Source organism: Silvania hatchlandensis (genome assembly GCF_025564065.1).
Taxonomy (GTDB): Bacteria; Pseudomonadota; Gammaproteobacteria; order Enterobacterales; family Enterobacteriaceae; genus Enterobacter; species Enterobacter hatchlandensis.
This window is the reverse complement of sequence record NZ_JAMGZK010000038.1, coordinates 46,145-60,511: the sequence shown is the minus strand read 5'-3', so window position 1 is coordinate 60,511 and position 14,367 is coordinate 46,145. Positions and strand designations below refer to the sequence as shown.

The window sequence follows — 14,367 nt, the reverse complement described above, 5'->3', positions numbered from 1 at the left end:
GCTGGTAGGAGGGAATTTAGTGTGATTTAAAGCCTGCCGCCGTCATCAGTACGCGGAAGAACATGCCCACCAGCGCCAGCGCCAGCACGCTGCCGCCCCAGATAATGACCAGCCACATCAGGCGTTTCCAGACAGAATGTTGCATCAGTGATAGCCCTCCCCAGGCTGGACTTTTCCGCGAAACACGTAATAGCTCCAGAAAGTGTAGACAAGGATGATCGGGATAATAAACAGCGCCCCCACCAGCATAAAGCCCTGGCTCTGCGGCGGAGCCGCGGCCTGCCATAGGGTGATCGATGGCGGGATGATATGCGGCCAGATGCTGATCCCCAGCCCGCTAAAGCCGAGGAACACCAGCCCGAGGGTCAACACGAACGGCAGGTGATGGCTGTGCGGATTGTTCAGGCTGCGCCACTGCCACAGGCTGAGGGCGATAACCAGCAGCGGCACCGGCAGCAGGAAGAACAGATTCGGCAGGCTGAACCAGCGTGCGGCGATCGCGGGCTGGGCCAGAGGGGTCCACAGGCTGATCGCCGCGATAATCCCCAGCAGGGCCAGCAGCAGTCGCTTAGACGCCCGGCGCATCCGCGCCTGCAGCGGGTTTTCGCTTTTCATCACCAGCCAGGTTGCGCCTAAAAAGGCGTAGGCGATCACCAGCCCCAGGCCGCAGAACAGGTTGAACGGAGTAAACCAGTCGAACGCGCCGCCGCTATAAGCACGACCCGTCACCTCGAAGCCGTTAATCACCGCCCCGACCACCACCCCCTGAGTGAAGGTCGCCAGCACGGAGCCACCCACAAAGGCTTTATCCCAGAAGGGACGGTGCGCGGGCGTGGCTTTAAAACGAAATTCGAACGCCACTCCGCGAAATATCAGTCCCAGCAGCATTAAGGTCAGCGGGATGGTCAGGGCATCGATGATCACTGCGTAGGCCAGCGGAAACGCACCGAACAGCGCCGCGCCGCCCAGCACCAGCCAGGTTTCGTTCCCGTCCCACACGGGGGCGACGCTGTTGACCATCACATCCCGGTCATCGGCATCCCCAATGGCGGGAAACAGGATGCCAATCCCAAGGTCAAACCCGTCCATCACGATATACATCAGGGTGGCGAAGACAATAATCACAAACCAGATAAGGGAGAGATCGATACCCATTATGGTGTCTCCTGAGACGTCACTGCCGAGAGAGGACGCGCCGGGCGGCCATCGTTTTCTGTTGGGAAACTTTCATCTTCCTGCGGGCCTTTTTTAATCAGCCGCACCATATAGCTGTAGCCGACGCCAAACACCGAGGTGTAGACCACGATAAAGGCCAGCAGGCTGACGCTCATATGCAGATCGCCATGCGCCGATACCGCGTCTTTGGTGCGCTGCAGACCATAGACGATCCACGGCTGGCGGCCCACTTCGGTGGTTACCCACCCGGCGAGGATCGCAATCAGCCCGGACGGCCCCATCAGCAGGGCAAACCACAGGAAAGGGCGCGAGTGGTAGAGTCGCTGCTTGTAGCGCAACCACAGGGCCACCGTGCCGAGAAGCAGCATCAGCATCCCCAGCCCGGCCATGATGCGGAACGACCAGAAGACCATCGTTGAATTCGGCCGGTCTTCTTTCGCGAACTCTTTCAGGGCCGGAACCTGCTTGTCGAGGCTGTGGGTGAGGATCAGGCTCCCGAGTGCCGGGATTTCCAGCCCGTACTTGGTGCGCTCCTGCTCCATATCCGGCCAACCAAACAGCAGCAGCGGCGTCGGCTCGCCCGGCACGTTTTCCCAGTGGCCTTCAATGGCGGCAATTTTGGCGGGCTGATACTTCAGGGTATTCAGGCCGTGCATATCACCGACCATCGCCTGAATAGGGGCCACGATCAGCGTCATCCACAGCGCCATCGAGAACATATGGCGAATGGCGGGGGTATTGTTGCCGCGCAGCAGATGCCATGCACCGGAGGCGGCGACAAACAGCGCGCTGCTGAGGAAGGCGGCAATCGACATGTGCAGCAGGCGATACGGGAAGGAGGGGTTAAACACCACTGCAAACCAGTCTACCGGTACTACTACGCCGTTGACGATCTCATAGCCCTGCGGGGTGTGCATCCAGCTGTTCGACGCCAGGATCCAGAAGGTGGAGATGATGGTGCCCAGCGCCACCATGCAGGTGGCGAAGAAGTGCAGGCCTGGCCCAACTTTGTTCCAGCCAAACAACATCACGCCAAGAAAACCGGCTTCGAGGAAGAAGGCGGTGAGCACTTCATAGGTCAGCAGCGGGCCGGTAATGCTGCCAGCAAACTGGGAAAAACCGCTCCAGTTAGTGCCAAACTGATAGGCCATCACCAGCCCGGAGACCACGCCCATGCCGAAGTTGACGGCGAAGATCTTTGACCAGAAATGGTACAGCGAGCGCCAGACGGGGTTTTTGCTTTTCAGCCACAACCCCTCCAGCACCGCCAGATAGCTGGCGAGGCCAATGGTAATCGCCGGGAAAATAATGTGGAAGGAGACAGTAAACGCAAACTGGATCCTCGCCAGATGAAACGCATCTAAACCAAACATGCACAACCTCAAGGTCAATCGTTGTGTCTGTTATGGTAAAGAGCCTGGGCGCTAAGTATCAGAGACAGAAAAGGGGAATTTATATATAACAGTTTGATGAAGTGGTGGGGTTTTATTGCGCTGTTATGGTGGTTGTTGGTAATTTAGTCGCTCTCCTTTTGCCTTTACCGGTTATAAAAACAGTGTCTTTATGATGTTTCTGCATAAAAACCCTTGCTTCCTTTCCTATAACGTGCGTTAATGATTCTTCGGTTTGAAATCAAAAAAATATCTGTCGCCGTCTCTTAAAGCATTTCTCAACACGTTGTGCCTCTCCGCAGCCTCTCTTGGGTCTTTTCTTTACGTTCTGAACGCTCTGATTAGTTTTGTCTCAGACCACTATCGCCTTATAAGGCCCAATTAGCATTTGACGTTTTTACGTTCAGGAGATTTACATGAGTTCTAATATCCATTTTCGTTGCCCGTGCTGTCATGGCTCGCAATACCGTACTTCAGCATTCGACGTGTCTGAAAAGAATCCACTCGGCGCGAAATGCATTTTCTGCAAGTCGTCGATGATCACCTTCGACCATTTAGCTGCGCTGCAGCACGCTATGCAGGTTCCGTTTGCACTGCGTAAGTAACACTTCAGGCGCCGTCACGCCTGTTGACCAACTCTCAAACATATAACAGTTCAATAATCCTGCCTTTTTTCTCCTGCTGATATACTATGTTGAGCAGCAAGGAGAACCCCATGAAAAAATACCAGCGCCTGGCGCAGCAAATCATTTCGCAGATCGAACTTGGCGTCTGGCAACCCGGCGATAAGCTGCCGTCGCTGCGCGAGCAGGTGGTCAGTAGCGGAATGAGCTTTATGACCGTCGGTCATGCGTATCAGATGCTGGAGAGCCAGGGGCGGATCGTGGCGCGTCCCCAGTCGGGGTATTACGTCGCAGCCCGTCCCACCGGTCAGCAGCCGATGCCGCCAGCGCAGGTGATGCGCGACGAGGCGGTGGACATCAACACCTACATTTTCGACGTGCTTCAGGCCAGCCGCGATCCCTCGGTGGTGCCGTTTGCCTCGGCCTTTCCCGATCCGCGCCTGTTTCCGTTACAGCAGCTTAACCGCTCGCTGGCGAACGTCAGCAAAACCGCCACCGCGATGAGCGTTATCGAGAACCTGCCGCCGGGCAACGTCGATCTGCGCCACGCCATTGCCCGCCGCTATGCCCAGCAGGGGATGAATATCTCCCCGGATGAAATCGTCATTACTGCGGGCGCGCTCGAAGCGCTGAATCTCAGCCTGCAGGCGGTGACCGAACCGGGCGACTGGGTGATTGTCGAAAACCCCTGCTTTTACGGGGCACTGCAGGCGCTTGAGCGGCTCAAGCTCAAAGCGCTGTCGGTGGCCACCGACGTGCACGAAGGCATCGACCTCAATGCGCTGGCTCAGGCGCTGAACGACTATCCGGTCAAGGCCTGCTGGCTGATGACCAACGGGCAAAATCCGTTGGGCTTTACGCTCAGCGCCGACAAAAAAGCGCAGCTGGTAGCCTTGCTGACTCAGCATAACGTCACCTTGATTGAGGATGACGTCTACAGTGAGCTCTATTATGGGCGTGAAAAACCGCTTCCGGCGAAAGCATGGGATCGCGCGGACATGACCTTACACTGTTCATCGTTTTCGAAATGTCTGGTGGCCGGGTTCCGCATTGGCTGGGTGGCCGCCGGGAAACATGCCCGCCGCATCCAGCAGTTACAGCTGATGAGCACCTTATCCACCAGTTCACCGATGCAGCTGGCGCTGGTGGATTATCTCGCCACCAAACGCTACGACGCGCACCTGCGGCGCTTGCGCCGCACGCTGGCCGAGCGCAAACAGCAGGCGTGGCAAGCGCTGCTGCGCCACATGCCCGCCGAGGTAAAGATCCACCACAGCGACAGCGGCTATTTCTTATGGCTGGAGCTGCCCGCTCCGCTGGATGCCGGTGAACTTAGCGCCCAGGCGCTGGCGCATCACATCAGCATTGCGCCGGGGAAGATGTTCTCCACCTCCGACACCTGGACGCCGTTTTTCCGCTTTAATACCTCGTGGGCATGGGGAGAGCGAGAAGAGCAGGCGGTTGCCCAGCTGGCGGCAATAATTTACGGGATGTTAACTCACCATAACGCGTATTTACCCGCACCTTAAGATCGCCCCCGAATAAACATTCTGCTTCTTTTAAAAACGCCGCACTGTATTTGCGGCGTTTTTCATTGTCGTCCATAGGAAATATGCATAACGCCCGCCGGCGCTAACTCCTTGTCTATAATCCAGTTAACGGGTAATGCGCCCCCGGTCACAACCTGATGAAAATTCCAGTACCTGCCGGGTGCGCCGCATTTACGCGGTCTACGTTTAATGTGGGAGATATTCTACCGGCATGGCCGCCGTCAGATTTCATTGCGACAGGAGTAAAAGGTATGAGCAAAAAATTTGCCCGTAGCAGTCTGTGCGCGCTCAGTATGACTATTTTGACTGCGCAGGCGGCGGAGCCCCCAAAAGAACTCGGTAAAGCAGAAGGGCGGTTGGATATTATTGCCTGGCCGGGTTATATCGAACGTGGCCAGACCGATAAAAATTATGACTGGGTCAGCCAGTTTGAAAAAGAGACCGGCTGCAAGGTCAACGTCAAAACCGCTGCCACATCCGATGAGATGGTCAGCCTGATGGCGAAGGGCGGTTACGACCTGGTGACCGCCTCGGGCGATGCCTCTCTGCGCCTGATCATGGGCAAGCGCGTGCAGCCAATCAACACCGCGCTGATCCCGGCGTGGAAAACCATCGACCCGCGCATGGTCAACGGGGAATGGTTTAACGTTGACGGAAAAGTCTACGGCACGCCGTACCAGTGGGGGCCTAACCTGCTGATGTACAATACCAAAACCTTCCCGACGCCGCCTGACAGCTGGGCCGTGGTGTTCAAAGAGCAAAATCTCCCGGACGGTAAAACCAATAAAGGACGTGTGCAGGCCTACGATGGCCCGATCTACATCGCCGATGCGGCGCTGTTCGTCAAAGCCACCCAGCCGGAACTGGGGATCAGCGACCCGTATGAACTGACCGAAGCCCAGTACGCCGCGGTGGTGAAAGTGCTGAAAGACCAGCATGCGCTCATCCACCGCTACTGGCACGATACCACCGTCCAGATGAGTGATTTCAAAAATGAAGGGGTGGTCGCCTCCAGCGCCTGGCCGTATCAGGCCAACGCCCTGAAAGCGGAGAACCAGCCCATTGCCACCGTGTTCCCGAAAGAGGGGGTCACCGGCTGGGCGGATACCACCATGCTGCACACCGACGCCAAACATCCGGTCTGCGCCTACAAGTGGATGAACTGGTCCCTGACGCCAAAAGTACAGGGCGATCTGGCCGCGTGGTTCGGCTCGCTGCCGGTGGTGCCGGAAGGGTGTAAAGCCAGTACCCTGCTGGGCGAGAAAGGCTGCGAAACCAACGGCTATACCTGGTTCGACAAGATCAGTTTCTGGAAAACCCCGACCGCCAGCGACGGTAAATATGTTCCATATAACCGCTGGGTTCAGGACTATATCGCCATCATGGGTGGTCGCTAGCGCAGGGAAACGACTATGACGTACGCAGTAGAATTTAACGAGGTCTCTCGCCTGTATGGCGAGGTGCGTGCGGTGGATGGGGTCACAATCCAGATTCGCGACGGCGAGTTTTTCTCCATGCTGGGGCCTTCGGGCTCCGGCAAAACCACCTGCCTGCGGCTGATCGCCGGTTTCGAACAGCTGAGCGGCGGCGCAATGACCATCTTTGGCAAAAACGCCAGCGAACTCCCGCCCTGGGAGCGCGACGTCAATACCGTCTTCCAGGATTACGCCCTGTTTCCCCACATGTCGATCCTCGAAAACGTCGCCTACGGGCTGATGGTGAAAGGGATCAACAAAACTACCCGTCAGGCGCAGGCTCGCGAGGCGCTGGAACGGGTCGACCTGAGCTTTGCCGAAAAGCGCAAACCCTCCCAGCTGTCGGGGGGGCAGCGGCAGCGGGTGGCGATCGCCCGCGCGCTGGTCAATCAACCCCGGGTGCTGCTGCTGGATGAACCGCTGGGCGCGCTCGATCTCAAACTGCGCGAGCAGATGCAGTTTGAACTGAAAAAACTACAGCAGGAGCTGGGCATCACCTTTATTTTCGTTACCCACGATCAGGGCGAAGCCCTGTCGATGTCGGATCGGGTGGCGGTGTTTAACAACGGTCGTATCGAACAGGTCGATACCCCGCGCGAGCTCTACCTGCGTCCGCGGACCCCGTTTGTCGCCAGCTTTGTCGGCACCTCAAACGTCTTTAGCGACGCTCTGGCCCGCCGCGTCTGCGGCATGTCAGGCAGTTACTCGCTGCGCCCGGAACATATCAGCCTCAACGCAGGCGGCGAGATCCAGGTGCAGGGCCGGGTGCAGGCGGTGCAGTTCCAGGGGGCGGCGACCCGCTTCGAGCTGCGCCTTGCGGAAGGGGAAAAGCTGCTGGTGAGCCAGCCGAACATCAGCGGCTCAACGATTGTGTCGGGCGTTGAGAACGGGCAACTGGTTACCGCGTCGTGGGCGCGCGAGGCGATGGTACCGCTGCATGAGGAGAGGTGAGATGGACATGAGCGTATCCCCTCCACCGGCATCGCACGGGCTGTCGGGGCGCCTGTCGGCGCTGTTCTGGCGTCGGCCATCGCTGGGGCTGTTCTTGCTCCTGCTTGGCCCGCTGATGTGGTTTGGTATCGTCTATCTGGGATCGCTCCTGACCCTTCTGTGGCAAGGTTTTTACACCTTCGACGACTACACGATGGCGGTGACGCCCGACCTGACGCTGGCCAATATCCGCGCGCTGTTTCAACCCGCCAACTACGACATCATTCTGCGCACCCTGACCATGGCGATTGCCGTCACTGTGGGCAGCGCGATTCTGGCCTTTCCGATGGCATGGTACATGGCGCGCTACACCCGCGGTAAATGGAAAGCCTTCTTCTACATTGCGGTGATGCTGCCGATGTGGGCCAGCTATATCGTCAAAGCCTACGCCTGGACGCTGCTGCTGGCGAAAGGCGGGGTGGCCCAGTGGTTTCTGGAGGCGATGGGGCTGGAGCCGCTGCTCACCGCGCTGCTGACGGTGCCCGGCATTGGCGGCAGCACGCTGTCGACCTCCGGGCTGGGGCGTTTCCTGGTGTTCGTCTATATCTGGCTGCCGTTTATGATCCTGCCGGTGCAGGCGGCGCTGGAACGCTTGCCGCCATCGCTGCTGCAGGCCTCTGCGGATCTCGGGGCCAGGCCGCGTCAGACCTTCCGCTATGTGGTACTGCCGCTGGCGATACCGGGAATTGCGGCGGGGTCGATTTTCACCTTCTCCCTGACGCTGGGGGACTTTATTGTCCCGCAGCTGATTGGCCCGCCGGGCTACTTCATCGGGCAGATGGTCTACTCCCAGCAGGGTGCAGTGGGCAATATGCCGATGGCGGCGGCCTTTACGCTGATGCCGATTGTTTTGATTACGATTTATCTGGCGTTCGTGAAGCGCCTGGGAGCGTTTGATGCACTCTGAACGCGCACCGCTGTTCTTAAAAATAGCCACCTGGGGCGGGGTAATCTTTCTCCACTTCCCGCTGCTGATCATTGCCATCTATGCTTTTAATACCGAGGACGCCGCCTTCAGCTTTCCGCCGCAGGGGCTGACCCTGAAGTGGTTCAGCATCGCGGCTGCGCGCAGCGACATTATCGAGTCAGTGACGTTGTCACTTAAAATCGCCGCGCTGTCGACGGTGATTGCGCTGGTGCTGGGTACGCTGGCGGCGGCGGCCCTGTGGCGGCGAGAGTTCTTTGGTAAAAACGCCATCTCGCTAATGCTGATTTTGCCCCTTGCCCTGCCGGGGATCATCACCGGTCTGGCGCTGCTGACGGCGTTTAAAACCATCAATCTGGAGCCGGGCTTTTTCACCATCATTCTCGGTCACGCCACGTTCTGTGTGGTGGTGGTGTTCAATAACGTGATTGCCCGCTTCCGGCGTACCTCCTGGAGCCTGGTGGAGGCATCCATGGATCTTGGTGCCAACGGCTGGCAAACCTTTCGCTATGTGGTGCTACCCAATCTGGGATCGGCCCTGCTGGCCGGGGGGATGCTGGCGTTTGCGCTGTCGTTCGATGAGATCATCGTAACGACCTTTACCGCCGGACATGAGCGCACGCTGCCGCTGTGGCTGTTAAATCAGCTCGGTCGCCCGCGCGATGTGCCGGTAACGAACGTGGTGGCGCTGCTGGTGATGCTGGTAACGACCATTCCTATTCTGGGGGCCTGGTGGCTAACCCGCGAAGGCGAGACCGTCGCTGGCAGCGGGAAATAACGTTGATTTCAACAGGACAATGCTATGCAAACTCAACTGCTGATTAATGGTGAACTGGTCAATGGCGAAGGCGAAAAACAGCCGGTGTACAACCCGGCGACCGGCGAACTGATTCTGGAGATCGCCGAAGCTTCTGCCGCACAGGTGGATGCTGCCGTTCAGGCCGCCGACAAGGCCTTTGCCAGTTGGGGACAATCGACGCCGAAAACCCGCGCCGAGTGCCTGCTCAAGCTGGCGGATGTGATAGACGAGAACGCCGACACGCTGGCGCGGCTGGAGTCGCAGAACTGCGGCAAACCGCTGCACTGCGTGCTGGGGGACGAAATTCCGGCGGTGGCCGATGTGTTTCGCTTCTTTGCCGGGGCCGCGCGCAGCCTGCACGGGCTGGCGGCGGGCGAGTATCTCGACGGCCACACCTCAATGATCCGCCGCGACCCGGTGGGTGTGGTCGCCTCCATCGCGCCGTGGAACTATCCGCTGATGATGGCGGCGTGGAAGCTGGGCCCGGCGCTGGCCGCCGGTAACTGCGTGGTAATCAAGCCGTCGGAAATCACGCCACTGACCGCCCTGAAGCTGGCCGAACTGGCGAAAGACATTTTCCCGGCCGGGGTAATCAACGTGCTGTTTGGTCGCGGGAAGACCGTCGGCGATCCGCTGACCGGACATGAAAAGGTGCGGATGGTGTCGCTCACCGGCTCCATCGCCACTGGGGAACACATTATCGGGCATACCGCCTCGTCGATTAAACGCACCCACATGGAGTTGGGCGGCAAAGCCCCGGTGATTGTTTTTGACGACGCCGACCTCGACGCAGTCGTGGAGGGGGTTCGCACCTTTGGCTACTATAACGCCGGACAGGACTGTACCGCCGCCTGTCGGATCTACGCCCAAAAGGGCATCTATGCGGCACTGGTCGAAAAACTGGGCGCGGCGGTTGCCAGCCTGAAAATCGGTGCCCCTGAAGATGAAAGCACCGAGCTGGGGCCGTTAAGTTCCCAGGCGCATCTCGACCGGGTGTGCAAAGCGGTGGAGGAGGCCAAAGCGCTGGCGCATATCCAGGTGGTTACCGGCGGCAGCAAGCATGACGGGGGCGGGTATTACTTCCAGCCAACGCTGCTGGCTGGCGCAAAACAGGAGGATGCCATCGTCCAGCAGGAGGTGTTTGGCCCGGTGGTGAGCGTTACCGAATTCGACGATGAAGCGCAGGTATTAGGCTGGGCCAACGATTCCCGGTACGGGCTGGCGTCCTCGGTCTGGACTCAGGACGTGGGCCGCGCGCACCGGATCAGCGCCCGGCTGCAGTACGGCTGCACCTGGGTGAACACCCACTTTATGCTGGTCAGCGAAATGCCGCACGGCGGGATGAAGCTGTCGGGTTACGGGAAAGATATGTCGTCGTACAGTCTTGAAGATTACACCGTGGTTCGGCACATCATGATCAAACACTGATTAACTGTGGTCGGCGGCATATTAAATATATTTGAATGGTGAATGTATTTAATCTGCCGCTGGCCACACCCTTGCGCATAAAGAATATATCGTCTGCTTTTGGCGATTATCCCCTAAATAAAATCTTTCTCGGGCCGATAGAGTAATCAGACCAGATTAAAGACGCCACTACCCATGCCAGGAATTAATCATAACGAGATTGCCGGGCTCTCGCTTAAGTCCCGAAAAGCCAACAGCTCAATGCTTTCTCAGACCATTGAGCGTCTCTCATCCGGACTGCGCATCAACAGCGCGAAAGATGACGCGGCCGGGCAGGCGATTGCCAACCGGATGCTCGCCAACATTAATGCCGACAGCGTGATCGGTCGCGGGCTGGATGATGCGATAAGTCTGGCGCAGACGGCAGAAGGCAGCCTGAGCGATATCGGCTCGATGCTGATCAGGGCCAAAAGCCTGGCGATTCAGGCCGCGAACGGGACGTTATCTGATTCGGACCTGATCAGCATCAACAACGAATATCAGCAGATTCTGGCGAATATTACCCAGGTCTCGGAACAGACTGAGATCTTCGGGCAATATCCGTTGGCAACCGACAAGCCGGTATTACCCCCCTTACTGGTGGGTGACGTTGCACCGTTACACAGTAAATTTCCCGTGGCCGGTACCGATTATTCGTTTAGCTCCGGGATTATTCCACTGGCCTATATTCCCGCCGGGTCGACCAATATCACCATTACCATTGATTCGCTGGGTCTGGATGACGATCTACAGATATTTACCCGCGACGGAAAACATCTGCTGGGCACACCGCTTTCCGGTGCGGATGCAGATTATACCTGGGTCAGTCGCGGGATTAACACCGACGCCAAAGCCACGTCCTCTTTGCTCACCGCCAAAAACGGGTTCAGCAGCGGGGCGGTCTATGACGGTTCGCAGTTAGTTCAGGGTGGAGCCTTCTGGGATTACAACGGCGAAGCGCTGAACTATAACGGCATGACGATGACCTACAGCGGTGATGGCGATCGCTATGAAGACAAAGCCTCTGGTGCCTGGAACGACGGTGCCAACGGCTCGAACCGCATCGAACACATCACCCTGGATACGGTCACCGAAGATTTGCTGGTGATGGTAGTAGGGAGCGGCTCCTTTACCAGCAACATTACCTGGGGCACGCTGCCGACGCCCACCATTACGCCTGCCGTTCCGCCAAAGCAAAGTCGGCCTATAGATGTGGTGACCAGCGCCAACTTTGGCGAAGAGATGCAATCCACCACCATTGAACCGACGCCGACGGACTTAAAAACGCTGAAGCTGGAAAACACCAGCATGATCAATGCGGCGGGGGCCAACCAGTGTATGGGGCTGTTAGATGCGGCGCTGGAGACAGTGAGCGGCTACCGCACGCAGTACGGGGCGATGATGAACCGCTTCGAATCCCATAAAGCGGTGCTGTCGCAGCAGAGCGTTTCGCTCCAGACGGCCCGCAGTCGTATTCAGGATGCCGATTACGCCATCGAGGCGAGCCAGCTTGCGCGGGCGCAGATCCTGGAGCAGAGCCAGAATGCCGCCCTGAAGATGGCCAACCAGGTACCGCAAACGGTGCTGGAACTGCTCAAAATGTAAGAGGCAGCGACAGAACGTCGCTGCGAGCGATCACCAGCCGCACACCTCATGCTCATTTTCCGTGTCATACGCGCGCACGGTATTCACCAGGTCTTTAATCACGTCTGCGGCCACATCCGGTATCATCAGCTCCATAGGGGCATCTGTCTCATAGTCCACCGACACGCCATTGCTGTTATTGGTCACGGTGACGGTATAGGTTGCTTTGCCCATCATGTTACTCCTTATGTGTGTTAACCACTTTTCCCAAACCCGCGCCGCTCAGCGTTACGTCAGGGTCGGCGAAAAAGTCGATATTGAACCAGGTGTCGTCAGTCAGCAGCTCAATGCGGTGCCACTTTTGCGGCGGAGAGATGCCGAACGCCCCGGCCTCGATCACCTGCTCCCTATCGGGCTCGGTGGAGGTCGCATCCGGAAAACCGAAATATTTCACTGCGCCATGCATCACCGACAGGCGACCATAAACACCGGCTTTCGTGTTGTGATGGGTTAGCAGTGCCTTCGGTGCGGTCTCTTTGTTCCAGAATGGGGTCGTGCGGGTATGCACAAAATTGTCAGGAATACGTAACATAGTCAGTTCCTTAAGCGTGCTTGTTCGCAGAGCGAGATTTCAATACGTCGGGCTCGACGAAAAAGTCGATGTTGAACAGGGCGTCGTCGGACACCACCTCAATGTGATGCCAGCGTTCGGGCGGGAAAACACCGAAATGCCCGGCTTCGATCACAAGAATGCTATCAGGCTCAGGTGACGAATCATCGGCATAGCCCAGGTAGCACACGGTGCCCTGCATGACCGTCAGACGCGGATACACACCCGGTCGGGTGCCGGTATCGAGATGACGCTGAAAAAGACCTGCGGGTGCGGTGGATTTGTTCCAGAACGGGGTAGAGCGAGTATGGATACAGCTTTGCGGAATACGCAGCATAACGTCCTCCTTGTGAAATCAGTCGCCATTACAGCACGAATCGACAACCTTAATTTGTCAAAAAATGCATTTAAAATGCGACTTTAAAGTGGTACCTCTCAGGTGGGCTATACTTACTTATTCCGAAGGTCACGAAAGGATCGATATATGCTCCACGTCGACAAAGACAAATCGCGTAAAGTACCCGACTCGGGGAACAAAAAACCTCAGCCGGTGAAAAAATAACGCTGGAAACCAGGGCCGCTGCGAGCGGCCCTTTTTGTTGTTCTTGCTGAACAACAAGCGCTTACAGGTATAAACGGTTCTACCCAATTGATATTAAACGCAATAAAGTTGTGGTTAATTTGTAACAAAAAACTTGATCCACATCAACATATGCCGCATATTGCGCGCGGTTATTATTGACGAAGTGGGTGAGTGGAATGACGTTGTATCAAAAAATGTTGATGTTTTACGTAGTCATGGCATCGATCTGCGCACTCATTACCTGGTTTCTGACCAAAGATCGCAAACGCATTCGCTTTCTCAGCGCCTTTCTTATTGGCTCAACCTGGCCGATGAGCTTTCCGGTCGCGCTGCTGATCTCGCTTTTCTGAAGACGCCTTCCCGTTTTAACGTTCGGGGATAGCATTCCGATACGATGGGCTGTATAAATATACAGCCATCTGGAAAGGAGTGCTTATGAACAGCTTTTATTCGCAACAGGCCCGCTGCACGGCGCGCTGGCAGGAACTGCCCGGACACGGCGAACCACTGGTGTTTATCCATGGCCTCGGCTGCGCCTCTTCTTACGAATACCCTCTTATTGTCTGCGATCCCCAGTTCGGTGGCCGTCGGGCCATTCTTATCGATCTTCCCGGCAGCGGCTACAGCGATAAACCCACCTCATATAGCTATCAGACCTCTGCTCAGGCGCAGGTCGTACTCGAGCTGCTCGATCATCTGGCCATCCCGGCGTTCTGGCTGTACGGGCACAGCATGGGCGGCAGCATCGCTATCGAAGCGGCCGCGTTGGCCGGACGTCGTTTGCGGGGGCTGATCGTCTCGGAACCCAATTTTCATGCCGGGGGTGGTGCGTTCAGCCGGAATATTGCCGCCCAGACGGAAGATGATTTTGTCGAAACCGGTTATCCCGCCATGCTGGAGGCCGAAACCTCAAACTGGAAAGGGTGCCTGCAGAGCAATGCCCCCTGGGCTGTCTGGCGAGGTGCAACCAGCCTGGTCAAGGGTGTCCAGCCCAGCTGGCGTGAACGCTTTGTGCAACTGCCTTGCCCGGTATGGCTGATTTTTGGTGCGCTTTCGCTGCCCGATGCCGATGTGGACGCGATGCGGATGCAGGGTATTGAGGTGAAGATCGTTGCGGATGCGGGTCATGCCATGTCATGGGAGAACCCCTCGGCGCTGGCGAAGGCGTTGTCAGACTGCATTCAGCAGAAGTAGCGGCCCGCGGGAATGCGGGCC

General features: G+C 57.4%; 16 protein-coding genes. 10 read left to right on the top strand and 6 right to left on the bottom strand.

What is annotated here, in order from left to right; genetic code table 11:
• Positions 1-16: 16 nt before the first annotated feature.
• From M8014_RS03720 to M8014_RS03710, 3 genes are read right to left on the bottom strand one after another with little or no spacing between them, the layout of a single operon-like run.
• Positions 17-145, bottom strand: a complete 129-nt coding sequence (locus M8014_RS03720; RefSeq protein WP_271270144.1) for a DUF2474 domain-containing protein — start codon at positions 143-145, stop codon at positions 17-19.
• Positions 145-1,155 carry a cytochrome d ubiquinol oxidase subunit II gene (gene cydB / locus M8014_RS03715; RefSeq protein ID WP_271281195.1) on the bottom strand — a complete coding sequence of 337 codons (1,011 nt, stop codon included), beginning with the start codon at positions 1,153-1,155 and terminating at the stop codon, positions 145-147. Before cydB ends, M8014_RS03720 begins: the two co-directional genes overlap by 1 nt.
• Positions 1,155-2,549, bottom strand: coding sequence for a cytochrome ubiquinol oxidase subunit I (locus M8014_RS03710; RefSeq protein WP_271281194.1), 1,395 nt, complete (start codon positions 2,547-2,549; stop codon positions 1,155-1,157). Before M8014_RS03710 ends, cydB begins: the two co-directional genes overlap by 1 nt.
• Before the next feature lie 434 nt (positions 2,550-2,983).
• Here M8014_RS03710 and ymcF point away from each other — a divergent pair, with 434 nt between their 5' ends.
• The 8 genes from ymcF (at position 2,984) to M8014_RS03670 (ending at position 11,980) form a co-directional block, all read left to right on the top strand.
• Complete coding sequence (gene ymcF, locus M8014_RS03705; protein WP_271270141.1) at positions 2,984-3,172, top strand: cold shock small protein YmcF; 189 nt, start codon at positions 2,984-2,986, stop codon at positions 3,170-3,172.
• 110 nt (positions 3,173-3,282) lie between these two features.
• A complete protein-coding gene (locus tag M8014_RS03700) occupies positions 3,283-4,719 on the top strand; it encodes an aminotransferase-like domain-containing protein (protein WP_271281193.1) in 1,437 nt (478 codons plus the stop codon).
• 272 nt (positions 4,720-4,991) lie between these two features.
• Positions 4,992-6,137: a putative ABC transporter substrate-binding protein YdcS gene (ydcS, locus tag M8014_RS03695; RefSeq protein WP_271281192.1), complete on the top strand. Its 1,146-nt coding sequence runs from the start codon at positions 4,992-4,994 to the stop codon at positions 6,135-6,137.
• Between the two features lie 15 nt (positions 6,138-6,152).
• Positions 6,153-7,166: an ABC transporter ATP-binding protein gene (locus M8014_RS03690; RefSeq protein ID WP_271281191.1), complete on the top strand. Its 1,014-nt coding sequence runs from the start codon at positions 6,153-6,155 to the stop codon at positions 7,164-7,166.
• 1 nt (position 7,167) lies between these two features.
• Positions 7,168-8,112 carry an ABC transporter permease gene (locus tag M8014_RS03685; RefSeq protein ID WP_271281190.1) on the top strand — a complete coding sequence of 315 codons (945 nt, stop codon included), beginning with the start codon at positions 7,168-7,170 and terminating at the stop codon, positions 8,110-8,112.
• Positions 8,102-8,908, top strand: coding sequence for an ABC transporter permease (locus M8014_RS03680; protein WP_271281189.1), 807 nt, complete (start codon positions 8,102-8,104; stop codon positions 8,906-8,908). Before M8014_RS03685 ends, M8014_RS03680 begins: the two co-directional genes overlap by 11 nt.
• 24 nt (positions 8,909-8,932) lie before the next feature.
• Positions 8,933-10,357: an aminobutyraldehyde dehydrogenase gene (gene patD, locus M8014_RS03675; protein ID WP_271281188.1), complete on the top strand. Its 1,425-nt coding sequence runs from the start codon at positions 8,933-8,935 to the stop codon at positions 10,355-10,357.
• A 174-nt stretch (positions 10,358-10,531) separates the two neighbouring features.
• Positions 10,532-11,980 (top strand): flagellin N-terminal helical domain-containing protein, encoded by a 1,449-nt coding sequence (locus tag M8014_RS03670; protein WP_271281187.1) that lies wholly within the window; start codon positions 10,532-10,534, stop codon positions 11,978-11,980.
• 30 nt (positions 11,981-12,010) lie between these two features.
• Here the strand turns inward: M8014_RS03670 and M8014_RS03665 are convergent, their stop codons facing one another.
• Genes M8014_RS03665 through M8014_RS03655 form a run of 3 tightly spaced genes read right to left on the bottom strand, consistent with a single transcriptional unit; the run spans position 12,011 to position 12,906 of the window.
• Positions 12,011-12,193 carry a DUF1869 domain-containing protein gene (locus M8014_RS03665; protein ID WP_271281250.1) on the bottom strand — a complete coding sequence of 61 codons (183 nt, stop codon included), beginning with the start codon at positions 12,191-12,193 and terminating at the stop codon, positions 12,011-12,013.
• A 4-nt stretch (positions 12,194-12,197) separates the two neighbouring features.
• Positions 12,198-12,551, bottom strand: a complete 354-nt coding sequence (locus tag M8014_RS03660) for a TehB family protein (protein WP_271281186.1) — start codon at positions 12,549-12,551, stop codon at positions 12,198-12,200.
• A gap of 10 nt (positions 12,552-12,561) precedes the next feature.
• Entirely contained in the window at positions 12,562-12,906 is a 345-nt protein-coding gene (locus M8014_RS03655; protein WP_271281185.1) for a TehB family protein, read from the bottom strand.
• Between the two features lie 422 nt (positions 12,907-13,328).
• Here M8014_RS03655 and M8014_RS03650 point away from each other — a divergent pair, with 422 nt between their 5' ends.
• On the top strand, positions 13,329-13,502 hold the full coding sequence (locus M8014_RS03650; protein WP_271281184.1) for a GhoT/OrtT family toxin: 174 nt from the start codon (positions 13,329-13,331) through the stop codon (positions 13,500-13,502).
• A gap of 85 nt (positions 13,503-13,587) precedes the next feature.
• Positions 13,588-14,346, top strand: coding sequence for an alpha/beta fold hydrolase (locus M8014_RS03645; protein WP_271281183.1), 759 nt, complete (start codon positions 13,588-13,590; stop codon positions 14,344-14,346).
• Positions 14,347-14,367: the final 21 nt, after the last annotated feature.